Annotated in this window: 19 protein-coding genes and 1 tRNA gene; 11 read left to right on the top strand and 9 right to left on the bottom strand. The window is 59.1% G+C overall.

Annotated elements, in window-relative coordinates; translation table 11 throughout:
* Positions 1 to 50 precede the first annotated feature (50 nt).
* Together PSH65_RS05225 and PSH65_RS05220 are read left to right on the top strand one after the other, a co-directional pair.
* The gene (locus tag PSH65_RS05225) at positions 51 to 827 is read left to right on the top strand and encodes an SDR family oxidoreductase (protein WP_305425213.1); all 777 of its coding nucleotides are present in this window, start codon (positions 51 to 53) and stop codon (positions 825 to 827) included.
* Between the two features lie 60 nt (positions 828 to 887).
* Positions 888 to 1,193 carry a YkgJ family cysteine cluster protein gene (locus PSH65_RS05220; protein ID WP_007905822.1) on the top strand — a complete coding sequence of 102 codons (306 nt, stop codon included), beginning with the start codon at positions 888 to 890 and terminating at the stop codon, positions 1,191 to 1,193.
* Positions 1,194 to 1,324: 131 nt separating this feature from the next.
* On the opposite strand, the gene PSH65_RS05215 is transcribed toward PSH65_RS05220, so the two are convergent.
* From PSH65_RS05215 to hemA, 6 genes are all read right to left on the bottom strand, one after another.
* Entirely contained in the window at positions 1,325 to 1,843 is a 519-nt protein-coding gene (locus tag PSH65_RS05215; protein WP_192345469.1) for an acyloxyacyl hydrolase, read from the bottom strand.
* A 118-nt stretch (positions 1,844 to 1,961) separates the two neighbouring features.
* Positions 1,962 to 2,753 (bottom strand): glutamate racemase, encoded by a 792-nt coding sequence (murI, locus tag PSH65_RS05210; RefSeq protein ID WP_305425211.1) that lies wholly within the window; start codon positions 2,751 to 2,753, stop codon positions 1,962 to 1,964.
* Entirely contained in the window at positions 2,746 to 3,501 is a 756-nt protein-coding gene (locus PSH65_RS05205; protein ID WP_305425210.1) for a molybdopterin-synthase adenylyltransferase MoeB, read from the bottom strand. Before PSH65_RS05205 ends, murI begins: the two co-directional genes overlap by 8 nt.
* Complete coding sequence (gene prmC, locus PSH65_RS05200; RefSeq protein ID WP_305425209.1) at positions 3,495 to 4,325, bottom strand: peptide chain release factor N(5)-glutamine methyltransferase; 831 nt, start codon at positions 4,323 to 4,325, stop codon at positions 3,495 to 3,497. Before prmC ends, PSH65_RS05205 begins: the two co-directional genes overlap by 7 nt.
* A complete protein-coding gene (prfA, locus tag PSH65_RS05195; RefSeq protein WP_305425208.1) occupies positions 4,326 to 5,408 on the bottom strand; it encodes a peptide chain release factor 1 in 1,083 nt (360 codons plus the stop codon).
* Complete coding sequence (hemA, locus tag PSH65_RS05190) at positions 5,405 to 6,694, bottom strand: glutamyl-tRNA reductase (RefSeq protein ID WP_305425207.1); 1,290 nt, start codon at positions 6,692 to 6,694, stop codon at positions 5,405 to 5,407. The genes prfA and hemA overlap by 4 nt, the downstream gene beginning before the upstream one ends.
* 235 nt (positions 6,695 to 6,929) lie before the next feature.
* Between hemA and PSH65_RS05185 the strand changes: the two genes are divergently transcribed.
* The 9 genes from PSH65_RS05185 to PSH65_RS05145 all read left to right on the top strand — a co-directional run bounded on the left by PSH65_RS05185 (position 6,930) and on the right by PSH65_RS05145 (position 15,590).
* Complete coding sequence (locus PSH65_RS05185) at positions 6,930 to 8,654, top strand: tetratricopeptide repeat protein (protein WP_305425206.1); 1,725 nt, start codon at positions 6,930 to 6,932, stop codon at positions 8,652 to 8,654.
* A 3-nt stretch (positions 8,655 to 8,657) separates the two neighbouring features.
* Positions 8,658 to 9,275: a lipoprotein insertase outer membrane protein LolB gene (lolB, locus tag PSH65_RS05180; protein WP_052965807.1), complete on the top strand. Its 618-nt coding sequence runs from the start codon at positions 8,658 to 8,660 to the stop codon at positions 9,273 to 9,275.
* Between the two features lie 2 nt (positions 9,276 to 9,277).
* Positions 9,278 to 10,129 carry a 4-(cytidine 5'-diphospho)-2-C-methyl-D-erythritol kinase gene (gene ispE, locus PSH65_RS05175; RefSeq protein ID WP_305425205.1) on the top strand — a complete coding sequence of 284 codons (852 nt, stop codon included), beginning with the start codon at positions 9,278 to 9,280 and terminating at the stop codon, positions 10,127 to 10,129.
* 37 nt (positions 10,130 to 10,166) lie between these two features.
* Positions 10,167 to 10,241: transfer RNA gene (locus PSH65_RS05170), tRNA-Gln, on the top strand.
* 46 nt (positions 10,242 to 10,287) lie between these two features.
* On the top strand, positions 10,288 to 11,229 hold the full coding sequence (locus PSH65_RS05165) for a ribose-phosphate pyrophosphokinase (protein WP_003171603.1): 942 nt from the start codon (positions 10,288 to 10,290) through the stop codon (positions 11,227 to 11,229).
* 143 nt (positions 11,230 to 11,372) lie between these two features.
* A complete protein-coding gene (locus PSH65_RS05160) occupies positions 11,373 to 11,972 on the top strand; it encodes a 50S ribosomal protein L25/general stress protein Ctc (protein ID WP_305425204.1) in 600 nt (199 codons plus the stop codon).
* A 168-nt stretch (positions 11,973 to 12,140) separates the two neighbouring features.
* On the top strand, positions 12,141 to 12,725 hold the full coding sequence (pth, locus tag PSH65_RS05155; protein ID WP_305425202.1) for an aminoacyl-tRNA hydrolase: 585 nt from the start codon (positions 12,141 to 12,143) through the stop codon (positions 12,723 to 12,725).
* Positions 12,726 to 12,747: 22 nt separating this feature from the next.
* On the top strand, positions 12,748 to 13,848 hold the full coding sequence (gene ychF, locus PSH65_RS05150; protein ID WP_305425200.1) for a redox-regulated ATPase YchF: 1,101 nt from the start codon (positions 12,748 to 12,750) through the stop codon (positions 13,846 to 13,848).
* Positions 13,849 to 14,189: 341 nt separating this feature from the next.
* Complete coding sequence (locus tag PSH65_RS05145; RefSeq protein WP_370694676.1) at positions 14,190 to 15,590, top strand: PLP-dependent aminotransferase family protein; 1,401 nt, start codon at positions 14,190 to 14,192, stop codon at positions 15,588 to 15,590.
* Positions 15,591 to 15,593: 3 nt separating this feature from the next.
* Here the strand turns inward: PSH65_RS05145 and panB are convergent, their stop codons facing one another.
* Genes panB through PSH65_RS05130 form a run of 3 tightly spaced genes read right to left on the bottom strand, consistent with a single transcriptional unit; the run spans position 15,594 to position 18,950 of the window.
* Entirely contained in the window at positions 15,594 to 16,409 is an 816-nt protein-coding gene (gene panB / locus PSH65_RS05140; RefSeq protein WP_305425199.1) for a 3-methyl-2-oxobutanoate hydroxymethyltransferase, read from the bottom strand.
* A gap of 50 nt (positions 16,410 to 16,459) precedes the next feature.
* The gene (locus PSH65_RS05135) at positions 16,460 to 17,713 is read right to left on the bottom strand and encodes an ATP-grasp domain-containing protein (RefSeq protein WP_305425198.1); all 1,254 of its coding nucleotides are present in this window, start codon (positions 17,711 to 17,713) and stop codon (positions 16,460 to 16,462) included.
* Positions 17,694 to 18,950, bottom strand: coding sequence for a methylaspartate mutase (locus tag PSH65_RS05130; RefSeq protein ID WP_305425196.1), 1,257 nt, complete (start codon positions 18,948 to 18,950; stop codon positions 17,694 to 17,696). The genes PSH65_RS05135 and PSH65_RS05130 overlap by 20 nt, the downstream gene beginning before the upstream one ends.
* Between the last annotated feature and the right edge of the window lie 2 nt (positions 18,951 to 18,952).

Genomic DNA, 18,952 nt, shown 5'->3' with positions numbered 1-18,952 from the left:
ATAAATACGGTGTTGAGCCGGGAAATTATTTGGTTAAAAAGGGAATTGGGATGAGGCGTACACCTCCAAGGCGATACTGGTTGACCGGTGCCTGCAACGGTATTGGTGCCGCGCTGGCCGAAGAAATACTGAAAACCGGTGCCCATCTGGCCGTCAGTTCCCGCTCATTGGCGCCATTGAAGGCCCTGTCTCAGCGTTACCCCGGACAAGTGCTGGTGGTCGCGGGTGATTTGACCAACGGCCAACGGGTGCGCGAAATCGGCGAGCAGATTGCCAAGGAATGGGGTTCTCTGGACACCATGATCCTCAACGCAGGCACCTGCGAATACGTCGACGCCAATCAGTTCGACTCGTCAATCATCGAGCACATCGTGCGTACCAACCTGCTTGCCAGCAGCTATTGCATCGAAGCCGCCCGGCCCCTGCTGCAGGCGGGCACTGCGCCGCATCTGGTGGGCTTGGCCAGTTCGGTGACCTGGCTGCCCCTGCCACGAGCCGAAGCCTATGGCGATTCAAAGCCCGGGTTGCGTCATCTTTTCGAGTCCTTGCGCATCGACGTGGAGCCGGAAAACATCGAAATGACCATCGTCAGCCCAGGACTTATCGATATCCCCCTGAGCAACGACGCTTCAGAACACCTCGACTGGTCGGCGGACAAAGCTGCGCGATACCTCTTCGACATGCTCAAGCATCGTCCACTGGTGCTCTCCTTACCGGAGCTGCTCATGCCTGTCCTTTGGCCTCTGCCACAAAAGCCTGGCCAGACGGGACTGGAAATCGGCAAGCGTATGGAGCGAAACAATCCGCCGATCGATGGGCTGCCGTGAAGCCTGAGCGTCCGTCAGGCCTTTCACACAGCGTGGGCTCACTGCCTTACACTGCGCGCCATGAAAACCATTCCCCACACGCAAATCGCCGAACCTGCGGTCACCTGCTCGACCTGCGCGGCCTGCTGCTGCCAGCTTGAAGTCATGTTGATCACCGACACCGGCGTGCCCGAGCGTTTTATCGATACCGACGATTGGGGCGGGGAAGTCATGCTGCGACTGGATGACGGCTGGTGCGCCGCGCTCGATCGCAACAGCATGATGTGCACCATCTACGAAAAACGTCCGCTGATATGCCGGGAGTTCGAAATGGGCGCACCGGAATGCATCACCGAACGCCAGGGGATTGCGACGGCGTATCGGTGAACCTCAGGCCACCGAAGATTCAATGTGGGAGCGGGCTTGCTCGCGAAAGCGGACTTTCAATCAACATCATCGTTGAATGTTAATCCATCTTCGCGAGCAAGCCCGCTCCCACATTGAATGTGCAGTGTTGCTTACAACGGCATTGTGTAATGCAGCGAGTAACTCTCTACGCCATCGTTCGGGCTGCTGATCCCGGCATTGGAATAATGCGTGGCGCGAATCCCGACCTCATGTCCGCCGGTAAAGCGCAGACCAAACCCGAAACGGTCTTCGAACTGAAAGGCCCCGCCAAGTTTGTTGTCTTCGACTTCGGTATTGGCAAACACCGCGATGCCGATACCCGCCTCAACGTAGGGTTTGATGGTCTGACCGGCAAACTCATACACCAGCACCGGCGAGAACGACAAACTGTGGTTGCTCGACGTTTCATCGCCCTCCCAATAGGTGTAAGCGCCGCTCCAGTAGCCGGTCAAGCGACCGATATCACTCTGCAACCAGCTCTTGTCCCAGTCGAATTGCATACCCAGTCGGTAGGTCATGGTCGAATCGCTGGTCTGGCCGACCCCGAACTCCACCCCTGCTGCCTGCGCGGTAAAACTGTGCCCCATCAATGCGGTCGCAATCGCGGCCAAGCAGAATAGTCGCTTCATTAGAAACATCCTTTTCCGAACAATTTCGTATGGTTTTTATGCTGTCCAACAGACAAAGCTATAGAAGTTGACGCTTGATCAGAAGTTCAGCTCAATTATTCGTGTCATCACTTTTTATCTACAAGTCGAAGCTTTGCACAACACCCGTCGAATGCCACAAAACCGGCAAGATATTTCTGAAATGTTCCGGATCCGCACTCGACCAGAACCGGGTAGTGCTAGCAGGTCCCTCGGCCAGCAACTCACGCTCGGCCAACAATCGTTGAAGCTGCCGTGCCACAGCGGCACCGGTATCGATCAGGCTGATGCTTTGCGGGAGCATCTGCTTAAGCAGTGGCTTTAAAAAGGGATAATGCGTGCAGCCTAGAATGATTGTGTCTGCACCTGCAGCCAGCAGCGGATCGACATACCCCTGCAACAACTGACGCAATGCCTCGCTGTGCAAATCGCCATTTTCAATCAGCTCCACCAACCCGGGGCATGGCTGAGTGATGACTCGCACATCGGCGGCGAAACGGTCGAGCAAGGCGGCGAACTTGGCACTCTGTAATGTGCCGGTGGTGGCGAGTACGCCAACCACACCGCTGCGCGTCGCCGCTGCAGCCGGCTTGACCGCAGGCTCCATGCCGACGATGGGCCACTCGGGGAAATCGCGCCGCAAGTCCGCAACACCCGCAACGGTCGCGGTGTTGCAAGCGAGCACCAGCGCCTTGGCGCCCTGCTGCGCAAAGAACTGCGCCATGACACTGCAACGCTGACTGATGAATGCCGGGGATTTCTCACCGTAGGGAATATTCCCGCAATCGCCGAGGTACAAAAGAGACTCGTTGGGCAGCAACTGCTGGATCTCGGCCAGCACGGAGAGCCCACCGACGCCGGAATCGAATACAGCAATCGGCGCTTCACGCATGGCTTGACCCGCAAACGCTGCAGCCTGGATCGCGCTTGACCCGCAATTCACGGAAGCGCGTGCCCAAGGCATCGATCAATAACAGGCGCCCCACCAGCGGTTCACCGAACCCCACCAGCAATTTCAGCGCTTCGAGGGCTTGCAGGCTACCGACCAGGCCCACCAACGGACCGAGTACACCGGCCTCGCTGCAGGTCAGCTCGGCTTCGCTGCCGTGCCCGTATAAACAGTGGTAGCACGGGCTTTCCAGACGACGGGAGTCGAACACCGACAACTGCCCTTCCAGTCGAATCGCCGCACCGCTGACCAGCGGCTTGCGCGCAGCCACACACGCGGCGTTGACCGCCTCGCGGGTGGAAAAATTGTCGGAACAATCCAGCACCAGATCCACCGCAGCAACGGCGGCAGCCAGCGAATCCTCGTCCAATGCAGTGCGATGGGCGATCAGCTGGATCTCGGGATTGATCGCGGTCAGGCGACGGATCGCCGAATCGACCTTGCTCAGGCCGACGCTGTCGGTGTCGTGAACGATCTGGCGCTGCAGATTGGTCAGGTCGACCGTGTCGAAGTCCGCCAGATGCAACTCACCGACACCAGCCGCAGCCAGGTACAGCGCAACCGGCGAGCCGAGACCGCCAAGGCCGACAATCAGCACACGGCTTTCTTTGAGTCGTAACTGGCCGTCGATGTCGACGTGTTGCAGCAGAATCTGCCGGCTATAACGCAGTAGTTCCTGATCATTCAGCACGGCAAGCGCCCCAGACTGATGCGTTCGTGGCCGCCCAGATCGGTGCGGCTGTGGACCTCTTCAAAGCCGCGGCTCAGCAGCAAATCGCGCACGGCCTCGGCTTGATCGTAACCATGTTCGAGCATCAACCAGCCACCTGCCTCAAGATGATCCGGTGCCTGGGCGACGATCAGACGCAGATCGTCGAGCCCATCGACGCCGGCGACCAAAGCGCTGGCCGGTTCGAAGCGCACATCGCCTTCCACCAAATGCGGATCGGTCGAAGCAATGTAGGGCGGATTGCTGATGATCAGCTGAAAACGCTGGCCTTCCAACGCGCTGAACCAATGGCTACTCAGCACCGTGGCGTTGTTCAGGTGTAGGCGCTGGCGATTACGCTCGGCCAAGGCCACGGCTTCCAGCACACGATCCACGGCGGTGACTTTCCAGGCCGGACGTTCGCTGGCCAGGGCCAGGGCGATGGCGCCACTGCCGGTGCCCAAATCGAGAACCGTGGCCGGGGTTGCCGGCAACAGTTCCAGCGCGGTCTCTACCAACAACTCGGTGTCGGGACGCGGGATCAGCGTGTGGGGCGCGACTTCCAGGTCGAGTTTCCAAAAGCCTTGCTGCCCCAGAATGTAGGCCACCGGCTCACCGCTACGGCGGCGTTGCAGGTACTCGGCAAACTTCAGGGCCGCTTCACTCGGGACGATACGCTCAGGCCAGGTGTGCAGAAAACTGCGGGACTTGCCCAAGGCCGCCGCCAGCAGCAATTCGGCATCCAGACGCGCGGTGGGCGAGTCGGGCAAATCAGCTGCGCGCAACAAGCTGGCAATGATCGTCATTTACTCACCTATCGCCGCCAATTGGTCGGCCTGGAACTCGGCCAGCAGCGGTTCGATCACCGCATCCACGCCACCGGCGAGAATTTCGTCGAGCGAATACAGCGTCAGGTTGACCCGGTGGTCGGTGACCCGGCCCTGGGCAAAGTTATAGGTGCGAATACGCTCGGAACGGTCACCGGAACCGACCAGCAACTTACGCTCGCTGGCGATGGCATTGGCTGCTGCGCTGGTCTGTTGGTCGTTAAGCTTGGCCGACAGCCAGGACATCGCCCGGGCGCGGTTCTTGTGCTGGGAACGTTCTTCCTGGCACTCGACAACAATACCGGACGGCAAGTGTGTGATACGAATCGCCGAGTCGGTCTTGTTGACGTGCTGACCACCGGCACCGGAGGAGCGATAGGTGTCGACCCGCAGATCCGCCGGGTTGATCTCGATCGCTTCCTGCTCGTCCGGCTCGGGTAACACGGCCACGGTGCAAGCCGAGGTGTGGATGCGGCCCTGGGATTCAGTGGCCGGAACCCGCTGTACGCGGTGTGCGCCGGATTCGAACTTCAGCTTGCCGTAAACGTTCTCGCCTTCGACCCGGGCAATGACTTCTTTATAGCCGCCGTGTTCGCCTTCGTTCTCCGAGAGAATTTCTACCCGCCAGCCACGCCGTTCGGCGTAACGCGAATACATGCGGAACAGGTCACCGGAAAAGATTGCCGCTTCGTCACCACCGGTGCCGGCACGGATTTCGAGGAATACGTTGCGCCCATCGTTGGGATCTTTTGGCAGCAGCATGCGTTGCAGCTGGGCTTCGATTTCGATCAGTTGCTCTTTGGCTTCGCGGACTTCTTCCACGGCCATTTCGCGCATGTCCGGGTCGCTGTCCTTGAGCAGCGCCTGAGCCCCTTCAAGGTCGCTTTGCACTTTTAGCAGCTGTTTATAGGTGCCAACGATCGGCTCGACTTCCGCGTATTCCTTGGAATAGGTGCGGAACTTGTTTTGATCTGAAATGACCTCGCCATCGCCAAGCAGGGCGGTCAATTCCTCGAAGCGGTCCTGGAGGATGTCCAGCTTATTGAGCAGTGACGCTTTCATTGCGGTTTTTTATCCGAAAAGCTATCCGATGAGCCCTCACCGAGGGCAAAGAGTTCTTGGGCCATGGCCAGCGCATCGAGGCGGCCTTCGGCAGAGAGCTTTTTCAATTGCACGCTCGGAGCATGCAAGAGTTTGTTGGTGAGGCCGCGGGCCAGTTGCACCAGCACGTCTTCGGCGCTGCTGCCATTGGCGAGCATGCGCTGGGCCTTCTGCAATTCTTCGTCGCGCAGGCGCTCGCTTTGTTGACGATAAGCCTTGAGCACATCCACCGCTGCCAGTTCGCGCAGGCGAACCATGAAATCTTCGGCACCAATCGACACCATCTCTTCGGCGGCCTGGGCAGCGCCCTGACGGCTCTTGAGGTTTTCGGCGACCACTTCGTGGAGATCGTCGACGCTATACAGGTAAACGTCGTCCAACTCGCCGACTTCCGGCTCGATATCCCGAGGGACGGCGATATCCACCATGAAAATCGGCTTGTGCTTGCGCAATTTCAAGGCACTTTCCACCGCGCCTTTACCGAGAATCGGCAACTGGCTGGCGGTGGAACTGATGACGATGTCGCTGCGCACCAGTTCTGCCGGGATGTCCGAGAGCAGTACTGCGTGGGCGCCGAACTGCTCGGCCAGAATGCTCGCGCGCTCCAGGGTGCGGTTCGCAACCACGATTCGCTTCACCCCCAGCTCATGCAGATGACGGGCGACCAGGGTAATGGTCTCGCCGGCGCCGATCAGCAAAGCCTGGCTGCGTTGCAAATCACTGAAAATCTGTTTCGCCAGGCTGACCGCGGCAAACGCCACGGACACCGGGTTTTCACCGATGGCGGTGTCGGTTCGCACCTGTTTGGCCGCATTGAATGTGGCCTGGAACAACCGCCCGAGCAGCGGACCGATGGTGCCCGCCTCGCGAGCCACGGCGTAAGCCGATTTCATCTGACCGAGAATCTGCGGTTCACCCAACACCAGCGAATCGAGCCCGGAGGCGACCCGCATCATGTGACGAACTGCCGCATCATCTTCATGCACATAAGCGCTCGCACGCAGCTCATCGAGGCTCAAATGATGATAATCGGCCAGCCAGCGCAACACGATGTCAGCCGAAAGGTGATCCTGTTCTATATACAGTTCACTGCGATTGCAGGTGGAGAGGATCGCAGCTTCGCGGCTGTCGGTGAGTCGGCAGAGCTGCTGCAAGGCCTCAACCAGCTGCTCAGGGGTAAAGGCCACGCGCTCGCGGACGTCTACTGAAGCAGTCTTGTGGTTAATACCGAGTGCAAGGAAGGCCATTCAAGGTCGCTGATGGTGACGTGAAGCCGACAATTGTCCTACTTCGACAGAGCCAGAACAACCACTCGATATCTATCGCTTCTGTAAGAACTGCCAAAGGCTGCGATCCGTTCTCGTTTACAAGGGCTCCGGACCTGTGGGGATTGCCCGCGCGGGTAAATTGGCCGGGCGGTTATGTTTGGCCGAAGGCTTGTGTCATGATGATCCGACCGCAGGTTAGTCGTCCTTTTCCTATATGAATAGATCTTCCGCGTTGCTCCTCGCTTTTGTCTTCCTCAGCGGCTGCCAGGCCTTGGCGCCCGTTTCGTCGGACGGTACGCCGCCGGTCGAAGACAGCACTCCGGCTCCTGAAAAGCCCAAGGTTTACAGCTCGTTCAGTGAAGAAACCGTCTTCAGCCTGTTGAGCGCCGAACTGGCTGGCCAGCGCAATCGTTACGACATTGCCCTGGACAACTACGTGACCCAGGCCATCAATACCCAGGATCCGGGCATCTCCGAGCGGGCATTTCGCATTGCCGAGTATCTGGGTGCCGATCAGGCTGCCCTCGACACTGCACTGGTCTGGGCCAAAAACGCCCCGGACGATCTCGAGGCGCAACGGGCGGCGGCCGTGCAACTCGCCCGCGCAGGGCGTTATGACGACTCCATGGTCTATATGGAGAAAGTCCTGCAAGGCAAAGGCGACACGCATTTCGACTTTCTCGCCCTGTCCGCGGCCGATACCGACCAGGACACGCGCAACGGTCTGATGAAAGGTTTTGACCGCTTGTTGCAGCGCCATCCGCACAACAACCAGCTGATTTTCGGCAAGGCCTTGCTGATGCAACAGGACGGCGATGCCAAAGGTGCCTTGACCCTGCTCGAAGACAACCCGCCGGACGAGGGCGAAATAGCGCCGATCCTGCTGCGCGCGCGCCTGCTGCAAGGACTCAATCGTGGCGATGAAGCCCTGCCGCTGCTGCAAAAAAGCATCAAGAAATACCCGGACGACAAACGCCTGCGCCTGACTTATGCACGCATGCTGGTTGAACAGGACCGCATGGAAGATGCCAAGGTCGAGTTCTCGAGCCTGGTGCAGCAATACCCCGAAGACGACGAACTGCGTTATTCCCTGGCCCTGGTCTGCCTGGAAGCCAAGGCGTGGGACGAGGCCAAAGGTTACCTGGAAGATTTGATCGCTCGGGAAAGCCATGTCGACTCGGCACACCTGAACCTGGGGCGTATTGCTGAAGAGCGTAACGACCCGCAGGGCGCATTGATCGAATACGCCCAGGTCGGGGTGGGCAACGATTACCTGCCGGCACAATTGCGTCAGGCCGATATTCTGATGAGCAATGGCAAGACCGCCGAAGCCCAAAGCCGTCTGGCAGCCGAGCGCGGCGAGCAACCCGATTACGCGATCCAGTTGTACCTGATCGAAGCCGAAACCTTGTCTGCCAACAAACAGGGCGACAAGGCCTGGAAAGTCCTGCAGCAAGCCCTGCAGCAATACCCCGACGATCTGAATCTGCTGTATACCAGGGCCATGCTGGCAGAAAAACGCAATGACCTGGCGCAGATGGAAAAAGACCTGCGATTGATCATCAAGCGTGACCCGAACAATGCAATGGCGTTGAACGCTCTCGGCTACACCCTGTCCGACCGCACCACACGCTACGCCGAAGCCAAGGCCTTGATCGAACAGGCGCACCAGATCAACCCGGAAGACCCGGCAGTCCTCGACAGCCTCGGATGGGTCAATTTCCGCCTGGGTAACCTCGACGAAGCCGAGCGGTATTTGCGCCAGGCGCTGGAGCGCTTCCCCGATCAGGAAGTCGCCGCGCACCTGGGCGAAGTCCTGTGGGCCAACGGCAAACAACGCGAAGCCAAGCAAATCTGGAGCAAGTTCCTCAAGGAACAGCCCGACAGCCCTACCCTGCGCGGCACCATCAAGCGCCTGACCGGATCAGAGACTCTCTAAGTTATGTTTTTGCGCCACATCATCGTTTTCAGCTTCATCGCTCTGCTCGCCGGTTGCGCGGGCTTCGTTGCCCGCGAATCGGTCCAGGGTCAAGGCAACAAGGCCCAATGGCGCGAGCACAAGCAGCAACTGACCGGCCTCGACGGCTGGCAGATCAACGGCAAAATCGGCATCCGCGCACCAAAAGATTCGGGTAGCGGCACGTTGTTCTGGCTGCAACGCCAGGACTACTACGACATCCGTCTCTCTGGCCCGCTGGGTCGTGGCGCGGCCCGCTTGACCGGTCGCCCGGGCAAAGTCTCGCTGGAAGTGGCCAATCAGGGCCGATATGACGCGCCGACCCCGGAAGCTCTGGTTGAAGAACAACTGGGCTGGAAATTACCGGTATCCCATCTGGCGTGGTGGGTTCGCGGGCTCCCGGCCCCGGACAGCAAAAGTCGCCTGACCCTCGACGTCGACAGCCGCCTGGCCAATCTCGAACAGGATGGCTGGCAGGTCGAGTACCTGAGCTATGCCGAGCAGAACGGCTACTGGCTACCCGAGCGGATCAAACTGCACGGCACCGACCTTGATGTCACGCTGGTGATCAAGGAATGGCAACCACGCAAACTGGGGCAGTGAACATGACTGCGCCACGCCTGACATTGCCCTCGCCCGCCAAGCTCAACCTGATGTTGCACATCCTCGGTCGCCGTGAAGACGGTTACCACGAGTTGCAAACGATTTTTCAGTTCCTCGATTATGGCGATGAAATCACCTTCGCCGTTCGCGACGATGGCGTGATTCGGTTGCACACCGAATTCGCCGACGTCCCTCACGACAATAACCTGATCGTCAAAGCCGCAAAAAAACTTCAGGAGCAATCCGGTTGTTCGCTGGGGGTCGACATCTGGATCGAAAAAATCCTGCCCATGGGCGGTGGAATCGGTGGCGGCAGCTCGAATGCGGCGACCACATTGCTGGGCCTCAATCATCTTTGGCAACTGGGTTGGGATGAGGATCGGCTCGCTGCTCTGGGTCTTACGCTTGGCGCCGACGTCCCGGTTTTCGTGCGTGGACACGCGGCTTTCGCCGAGGGCGTGGGGGAAAAACTCACCCCTGTAGAGCCCGAAGAACCGTGGTATCTCGTGCTGGTGCCGCAAGTATCTGTAAGTACAGCAGAAATTTTTTCAGATCCACTGTTGACACGTAACACTCCTCCCATTAAAGTGCGCCCCGTTCCCAAGGGAAACAGTCGAAATGACTGCTTACCGGTAGTAGCAAGGCGTTATCCAGATGTACGTAACGCATTGAATTTGTTAGGTAAATTCACCGAAGCAAAACTCACCGGAACTGGAAGTTGTGTGTTTGGGGGCTTCCCAAGCAAAGCTGAAGCTGATAAAGTCTCGGCCCTTCTGACAGAGACCCTTACAGGGTTTGTAGCGAAAGGAAGCAACATTTCGATGTTGCATCGCAAGCTGCAAAGTCTGCTCTAAAAGGAATCGGGTACTGGGTACTCGTTGCAACAGATACAGGGGCGTCGCCAAGCGGTAAGGCAGCAGGTTTTGATCCTGCCATGCGTTGGTTCGAATCCAGCCGCCCCTGCCATTTTCCTATACTCATCCAGGTTACCCTCAGCCTTCAGGTACTGCGCGTGTCCAAGATGATGGTCTTTACGGGGAACGCTAACCCCGATCTGGCTCGGCGTGTTGTACGTCAGCTGCATATCCCTCTCGGTGACATCTCTGTCGGTAAGTTCTCCGACGGCGAAATTACTGCCGAGATCAATGAAAACGTTCGTGGTAAAGACGTCTTCATTATTCAGCCGACTTGCGCTCCGACCAACGATAACCTGATGGAACTGGTAGTGATGGCTGATGCCTTCCGCCGCTCCTCGGCTACTCGTATCACTGCTGTTATTCCTTACTTTGGTTATGCCCGTCAGGATCGCCGTCCGCGTTCCGCACGTGTGGCTATCAGCGCGAAAGTCGTTGCTGACATGCTTACCGTAGTCGGCATCGACCGTGTTCTCACGGTTGATCTGCATGCTGACCAGATTCAGGGCTTCTTCGATATTCCGGTAGATAACATCTACGGCTCCCCGGTACTGGTGGATGACATTGAAGATCAGCGCTTCGAAAACCTGATGATCGTGTCCCCGGACATTGGTGGCGTCGTGCGTGCACGGGCTGTTGCCAAATCCCTGGGCGTGGATCTCGGGATCATCGACAAACGCCGTGAGAAAGCCAATCACTCTGAAGTGATGCATATCATCGGTGATGTCGAAGGGCGTACCTGTATTCTGGTCGATGACATGGTCGATACCGCCGGCACTCTGTGCCACGCGGCCAAGGCCCTGAAAGAGCATGGCGCTGCCAAGGTTTTCGCCTACTGCACGCACCCTGTGCTGTCGGGTCGGGCGATCGAAAACATTGAAAATTCCGTGCTGGACGAGCTGGTGGTAACAAACACCATCCCGCTGTCCGCTGCAGCACAAGCCTGTGCGCGTATCCGTCAACTGGATATCGCACCGGTAGTTGCCGAGGCGGTTCGCCGCATCAGCAATGAAGAATCGATCAGCGCGATGTTCCGTTAAGGGCCCTGCCCTTCTCGTTACATCTCGTTGACGAAAAGCGCCCCGCCCCGGCATTCCTGTCGGGGCGGGGCTTTTTTGCCCATATCGCCTTTAAGCGCTGGTCGCAAACGCTGGGGCGAATGTGGTTATTTTGGAGATACAACATGAACGATTTTACTCTGAATGCTGAAGTGCGTTCCGACCTGGGGAAAGGTGCGAGCCGCCGCCTGCGTCGTCTCGCAAGCCTGGTTCCAGCTGTAGTTTACGGTGGCGACAAAGCCCCTGAATCCATCAGCATGCTGGCTAAAGAAGTTGCCAAACTGCTCGAAAACGAAGCGGCTTACAGCCACATCATCGAGCTGAACGTTGGTGGCACCAAGCAAAACGTCGTAATCAAAGCTCTGCAACGTCACCCGGCCAAAGGCCACGTGATGCACGCTGACTTCGTACGCGTAGTTGCCGGCCAGAAACTGACCGCTATCGTTCCAGTGCACTTCATCAACGAAGAAGCACCGGTCAAGAAAGGCGGCGAGATTTCGCACGTGACTTCGGAAATCGAAGTGTCCTGCCTGCCGAAAGACCTGCCTGAATTCATCGAAGTCGACCTGGCTAACGCCGAAGTCGGTTCGATCATTCACCTGTCCGACCTCAAAGCCCCTAAAGGCGTTGAGTTCGTTGCTCTGGCACACGGCGATGACAAGGCTGTTGCCAACGTTCACGCTCCACGTGTTGCTCCAGAAGCTGCAGAAGGCGCTGCAGAGTAATTTCACTCTGTACGCCGGAGTGACCGGAAACATCGCGGACTAGAGCGTAGCGAGAAAGCGGGCGAGAACGCGGAGTTTACATATGGTAAATGAGCACTTGTCGTCCACTTTCGCCGCACACTTTGATTGCGGCGATGTTATCCACCACTTCAAGGAAGGGCCCCTATCGTGACTGCCATCAAACTGATCGTTGGCCTGGGAAATCCAGGCGCTGAATACGAACAGACCCGGCATAACGCAGGGGCCCTTTTTGTTGAGCGCATCGCGCACGCGCAAGGTGTCAACCTTGTGGCCGATCGCAAATATTTCGGCCTGACCGGGCGCTATTCGCATCAGGGTCAAGATGTTCGTCTGCTGATTCCCACCACCTACATGAACCGCAGCGGCCAGGCCGTCGCGGCACTTGCCGGCTTCTTCCGCATCAAGCCTGAAGAAATCCTGGTGGCGCATGACGAACTCGATCTGCCTCCGGGCGTTGCCAAGCTTAAACAGGGCGGCGGCCATGGCGGTCACAACGGGTTGCGCGACATCATTGCGCAACTGGGCAATCAGAATACCTTTCACCGCTTGCGGCTTGGCATTGGCCACCCGGGCGTTGCCAGTATGGTTTCAAATTTCGTCCTGAGTCGTGCGCCACGCGCCGAACAGGAAAAACTCGATGCCAGCATCGACTTTGCCCTCGGCGTGCTGCCGGATATCCTCGCCGGGGAATGGAACCGCGCGATGAAAAACCTGCACAGCCAGAAGGCCTGACTCTTACCCGAGGGGAAACACCATGGGATTCAATTGCGGCATCGTCGGCCTGCCTAACGTCGGCAAGTCCACCCTGTTCAACGCCCTGACCAAGTCCGGGATCGCGGCCGAGAACTTCCCCTTCTGCACCATCGAGCCCAACAGCGGGATCGTGCCGATGCCGGATCCGCGCCTGGAAGCCCTGGCAGCCATCGTCAAACCCAAGCGCATCCTGCCGACCACCATGGAATTCGTCGACATCGCAGGCCTGGTTGCCGGCGCCTCGAAAGGTGAAGGCCTGGGAAACAAGTTCCTCGCCAACATCCGCGAGACCGATGCTATCGCTCACGTGGTCCGCTGCTTCGAAGACGAGAACGTGATTCACGTCTCCAACAGCGTCGACCCCAAACGCGACATCGAAATCATCGACCTGGAACTGATCTTTGCCGACCTCGACAGCTGCGAGAAGCAACTGCAGAAAGTTGCCCGCAACGCCAAGGGTGGTGACAAGGACGCCGTAGTCCAGAAAGGCCTGCTGGAACAACTGATCGCTCACTTCACCCTCGGCAAGCCAGCGCGCACGCTGATGAAGAACATGGGCGCCGACGACAAAGCGGTGATTCGTGGCTTCCATCTGCTGACCACCAAGCCGGTCATGTACATCGCCAACGTTGCTGAAGACGGTTTCGAGAACAACCCGCTGCTGGACATCGTCAAAGCCATTGCCGAAGAAGAAGGTGCCATGGTGGTTCCGGTCTGCAACAAGATTGAAGCCGAAATCGCCGAACTGGAAGACGGTGAAGAAAAAGACATGTTCCTCGAAGCCCTGGGCCTCGAAGAGCCTGGCCTGAACCGCGTGATCCGCGCAGGCTACGAAATGTTGCACCTGCAGACCTACTTCACCGCCGGTGTCGAAGAAGTCCGCGCCTGGACCGTCCGTGTCGGTGCTACCGCGCCACAAGCCGCCGGAGTGATCCACACCGACTTCGAAAAAGGCTTCATCCGCGCCGAAGTCATCGCTTACGACGACTTCATCCAGTACAAGGGCGAAGCAGGCACCAAAGAAGCCGGCAAATGGCGTCTGGAAGGCAAGGACTACATCGTTAAAGACGGCGACGTGATGCACTTCCGTTTCAACGTGTAATAGGAACCGTGGATTTCCACGGACCTCGGTAAACTCAAAATCCCCGTAATCACTCGATGATACGGGGATTTTGCATATTGGGACCACCACCCTCCTCCATCCGCAGCCTGTCCGGCAACGTGGGGAACGCTGCCGGGTTATGCAAGAATAGTTTTATTGGCAATCACTACAGGGATGAAGAGCATGCCATTTCCTTTCGAACGTCATCTGGTTTTGCTTGATGTCATTGCCATCGGGTCCAGGATCGTCGCTGGGCATGAACGCTTGGAAAAGCATACCTCAGGCATGCCGCTCCAGGTCGCCAGCGTTGTCGTGAAGTGGGCACACAGGAATTTCAGCACGTGAGCCTGGATACAACCAAAGACGCCTCTTTCGCCTATCAGGCGGTGTACCGCTATCTCGTCGAGTTGATCGAGACCGCCAATTCGGAACGTGAGCAAAAACTACCGTCCCTGCGGCAACTGGCCCGGCGACTGAACGTGTCGGTGTCGACGACCAAGTACGCCTATTCGCTTCTCGAGGACGAAGGACGGATCTACGCCAAACCCAAGTTCGGATATTTCACCAAGGCGATGCCGGCACCTTTGTTGAACGAGGGCTCGCCCAACCTGCTGGACAACGTATTCTCCAACGCGCGCCAGCCGGGGATGCTGGCCCTTAGCAGCGACGCGCCGGCGATGCTGTTGTCGCTGGAAAACCCCTTGTTGATGATGGAACGCGAACTGGCCCGGCAATACCCGCGTTCCCATGCGCCACTCTATCAGCCGTTCGGCGAGCCCGAGTTACGCGGCGCCCTGGCCGACCGCTACACCAGTTCCACGCTCTGCTACTGGCAGGCCGAACATGTGTATATCGGCTCGGACCTGCGCAGTGTGCTGGAGTTGTCGCTCAGTGCCCTGAACCTGGATGGCACTGTGGCGCTGGTGGAATCACCGTGCTCGTGGGCGATCTTGCGCCAGTTGCAAGCGGCAAAAATTCGCGTGATCGAAGTGCCCCTCGGCGAGGATGGGCGTTTCAACCTGCCCGCACTCAATGAGCTGCTCAGGCGTGAGCCCATCCGGCTGGCGGTGTTGTCATCGACCGTAAATATTCCCCAAGGCAACCTGATGCCTGCGCAGGATAAGCAGCAGATCTGTCGCTGGTTGGCGGAACGGGATGTCTGGCTGTTCGAAAATGACAGCTATGGCGAGTTCTATTTTTCCGCCAACCCCTCCCGCTACCGCGACTTTGCCGATCCGGAGAAGCTGCTGGTGTTCTCGACCTTCGACAAGATCATCGGCTCGGAAGCGCCTTATGGTTATGTACTGTGTCGCCGACACGGGCCTCAGTTGCACCGGCTATTCCTGGAGCGGGCATTTCGTCTGTCGCCGATTCGTCAGAAAGCGATCGCCAAACTCTTCAGCTCCAAGCGCATCGACCAGCATCTGATGGTGCTGCGGGCCATGCTGCAGGACCGGATGAAACGGATGCAGGCTTTGCTGGAAGAACACGGTGATGGCCAGTTGCAAGTTGTCGCCCCGCAAGGCGGCGCGACCTTCTGGCTCGAGGCCAGGCACTCGGTGGACATGCGCCGGGTATTCGAGCGCTTGCTGGCCCAGCGCATCGTTATCGCCCCCGGGGAGATCTTCAGCCAGCAGGGGGCCTGGCGGCATCATGTGCGCCTGAGCTACACCCTCGATTGGAGCAAGGACATTGCCCAGGCCCTGAAGAAGCTCGCCCAGGCGATCAGCGAAGAGTCCTAGCCATTAGAGCCCATAGCAATGCCGCGATTCAGGGAATCGGCCATCGCGCACTTCTTCGGCAAAACGTTCACAAGCGTCGCGAATCACCGCGCCGACATCGGCGTACTGTTTGACGAAGCGCGGCACCTGCTCACCACCCAGACCCAGCACGTCTTCGGTCACCAGCACCTGGCCGTCGCAGGCCGGTGAGGCGCCGATACCGATGGTGGGCATTTTCGAGTCCAGGGTGATTTGCCGGGCCACGCCTTCGGCCACACCTTCAAGCAGCAGGCTGAAGGCTCCGGCCTCGAGGTTGGCCCGAGCATCTTCGGCAATGACTGCGCCGGTTTCGGCGGTCAGGCCCTGGGCCTTGAACCCTCCCATGACATTGACGAACTGCGGCATCAGCCCGACGTGGGCCATGACCGGAATACCGCGCGCCACCAAAAACTCGATGGTGCCCGCCAGGGCCTTGTTGGCCTCCAGCTTGACGGCATCGCAACCGGTGCGCGCCAGGACCTGGGCGCAGTTGCGAAAGGCCTGCTCGTTGGATTCCTGATAGCTGCCAAAAGGCATGTCGGCGATGACACAAGACAGTCGTGTGCTGTCGACCACGGCCCGGGTATGGCCGATGATTTCTTCGAGCTGCATGCTCAGCGTCGAGGCCCGGCCATAACCGACCATTGCAGTAGAGTCACCGACCAGGATGAAGTCGACGATAGGGTCGATCAGCCTGGCAATAGAGCTGGAGTACGCCGTCAGGGATACGATTTTCTGTTGGCCCTTCATCGCGACCAACTGCGGAACCGTCAATCGTTTAGTACGGGTATGAATGCTCATAAGTGTCTTCCTGTGATGATTGAAAACCCCACGGGATGGGGCGTCGGTCATTACAACCAGTCTTTCTCCCATTCACGCCAGGCCTCATGGTCCTGGCGGATTCTGTCGGCGCTCGGGTGCACCAGGAATACGGCACCCGGCGAGCTGTTGAGGTCGATGGTCGGTGTCTTTTGCCGACCTTCGGTGAAACGAAAGCGCGCGCTGTGAAAACTCGGCAGGGCTTCCAGGTGCTTGCGTACATCGAACTGGGCGAAGGCGCCGCTGTGGCGGGCGATCAGGTTCATTCCCCGGGCGTGCTGCTGCAGGCGATAGCGCTTGGGAAAGGACGCCAGCCGTGCCGGTTCGAGGTAGCTGGTGCAGGTCAACGCCACCTGATCGTTGCCGGTGGCCGCTTGCAGCGCGGGCGGATTGGCCAGTCCGGAAAGACGGGCACCGGTTTCCAGCAGGCGCGGGCCGTAAGCCGTGAGGATCACTTCGGTATGGGCCGGGCCATGGGTGATGGCCAGAGCGTCGAGCACGCCTTCGACGTAGTCGACCAGTGCATCAAGCTCCGGCGCATCGGCGGGCAGCAGGTCTTCACGGTCGTAGATCTTGCGACCGTCGGCGCTCAACGTCTTGGTGCATTTCCAGACATCGGTGATCCAGTGCTCGCCCTGATGGCTGACACTGTTGATGACGTACTCGTCGCCTTCCAGGTATTCCTGCAGCAGCAGCGCCCGGTTGCTGCGCATCATCAGGTTGGTTGCGCCGAGAATGCAGTCGATGGCCGCCTGCAGCTGCAGGGCATCGTGGCAGATGAACACGTTATCGGAACCTGCGCTGTCCAGTGGTTTAGCCACCACCGTCGATTTGCCCCGCGCGTTGAACCAGGCCAGCGCCTCTGCGCTTGAGGCGGTACGCAGCTGCGCCGCCACCGGCAAACCGGCAGCGGCGACCTGTTCGGCCATCAGCGATTTGTCACGACGGGCGGCGGAGTATTCAGGATCGTTGCCGGGCAGGCCGAGACGGGCCGCCAGCAAATCCGCCAACTCCACACCGAATTCACTGCCGGTCAACACCGCCGCCGGCGCCTGTGCTGCGAGCTTCTCCAGCAGCGGTTCAAGACCTTCCTCATGCACGCCGTAGTGCTCGCGGAACAGTGATTGCGGACAACTTGCGGCAAAGGCCGGGGGCATGTCGTTGCGCGAACGCACGTGCAGCAGCGGGCGATGCTCCGCCAAAGCCTGGGCCAGCAGCGCGCCGGTGGAATAGGCGTCGACCAGGATCAGCGGCGCCAAGGTGGAGTCAGTGCAAGGGTTGGTCATAACGGCTCACCGTGTAATGCAACATCTGGAACAACTCGGACGAGCTGATACCCGGTCCGATCGAAGAAAGGCCGCAGCTCTGCGGCAACGGCAGGCCACCAACATTGCCCCAGCGCAAGGCGCCGTGCTCGTCAATTCGGGTGGTGGCGCGGCCGGGGTTGTCGGGGTGCAGGCAGTAAGGAATGTCGAGCCGCCCACGGGTGAAGGCCTGGAGCAACGCAACGCCGATATCGGGGTGCAGGTCCAGCACGCTTTCCACCAGTTGCCGCGCCTCGAACAACACTTCCTGGCGATAGCCTTCACTGGCCGGGTCGACCTCCAGCGTGTTGTCAGCGGCGACTTCGGCCGCCATCGACAAGGCTTCGAGGTTGTCCGCCACCGATGGGATCTGCCGGGATTCGGCAACGGTCTTGACGATCAGGCGCTCGCACCCGGCGGCCTGTGTCAGGCGTGCACTGTCATAGATCAGGCGGCGAGCACCGTGACCGGTGGTGGGAAAGACGCCCATGTAGGAATACACCACGACATGCCAGTGGGCGCCGTCCAGATAGTCAGCAGCCAGTTCGCGCAGAGCCTGCAACGCCCCGAAATCCTGAGCCATGGACGTGCCCTGGGCGTAGCTCAGCGAGACACTGCGGATGCCCTGCTGGCGAAAAAACAGGGCCTCAAGCAACGTCATGGCGATCAACATCGACGGCGGGCACAGCTGGCCCAGCAAACAACCGCCGAAGCTCTCGATGTGGCCATGAGGGGTGGCATCGGCCAGCAACTGGCAACTCTCTGCCCAAGCCTCGACCGCCCGAGCCAGTGGCAAGCGACTGTAGGGCATGCAATAGGACACAGGGCCGCCTTCGGTGGCATCAAGCCCGAGGGCCGCCAGCCGCTTGAAAACATTCTGCGGTTGAGCCGTGCCATGGCGGACCTGGATCGGGAACGACGGGCCATAGAGCCCGTCGAGCATACCCCGCACCGCTTCCAGCGGATGGCTGATGATCGGGAAACCGTTCAGCGGGCTGTCGCTGTTCAGGCACTGCAGCGCGCTCTGGTAATCACCGACCCGGGTGTAGCTGTCCAGGGTGATGGTCCCGATCGTGGCACAGGGCAACCCGGCCACCGCGGCCAACCCGGCGCGCATCGGCGCCAACCCACCGAAGCCCATGCGCGGTTGCACCACCAGTTCGCGCCGTTCCCGGGCCTGCTCGATGAAGCGCTGGAAATGACCTCCTGTCATGTTCATCA

Source organism: Pseudomonas sp. FP603, from assembly GCF_030687415.1.
Taxonomy (GTDB): domain Bacteria; phylum Pseudomonadota; class Gammaproteobacteria; order Pseudomonadales; family Pseudomonadaceae; genus Aquipseudomonas; species Aquipseudomonas wuhanensis.
The sequence above is the reverse complement of the archived record's forward strand: the minus strand, read 5'-3'. Positions and strand labels throughout refer to the sequence as shown.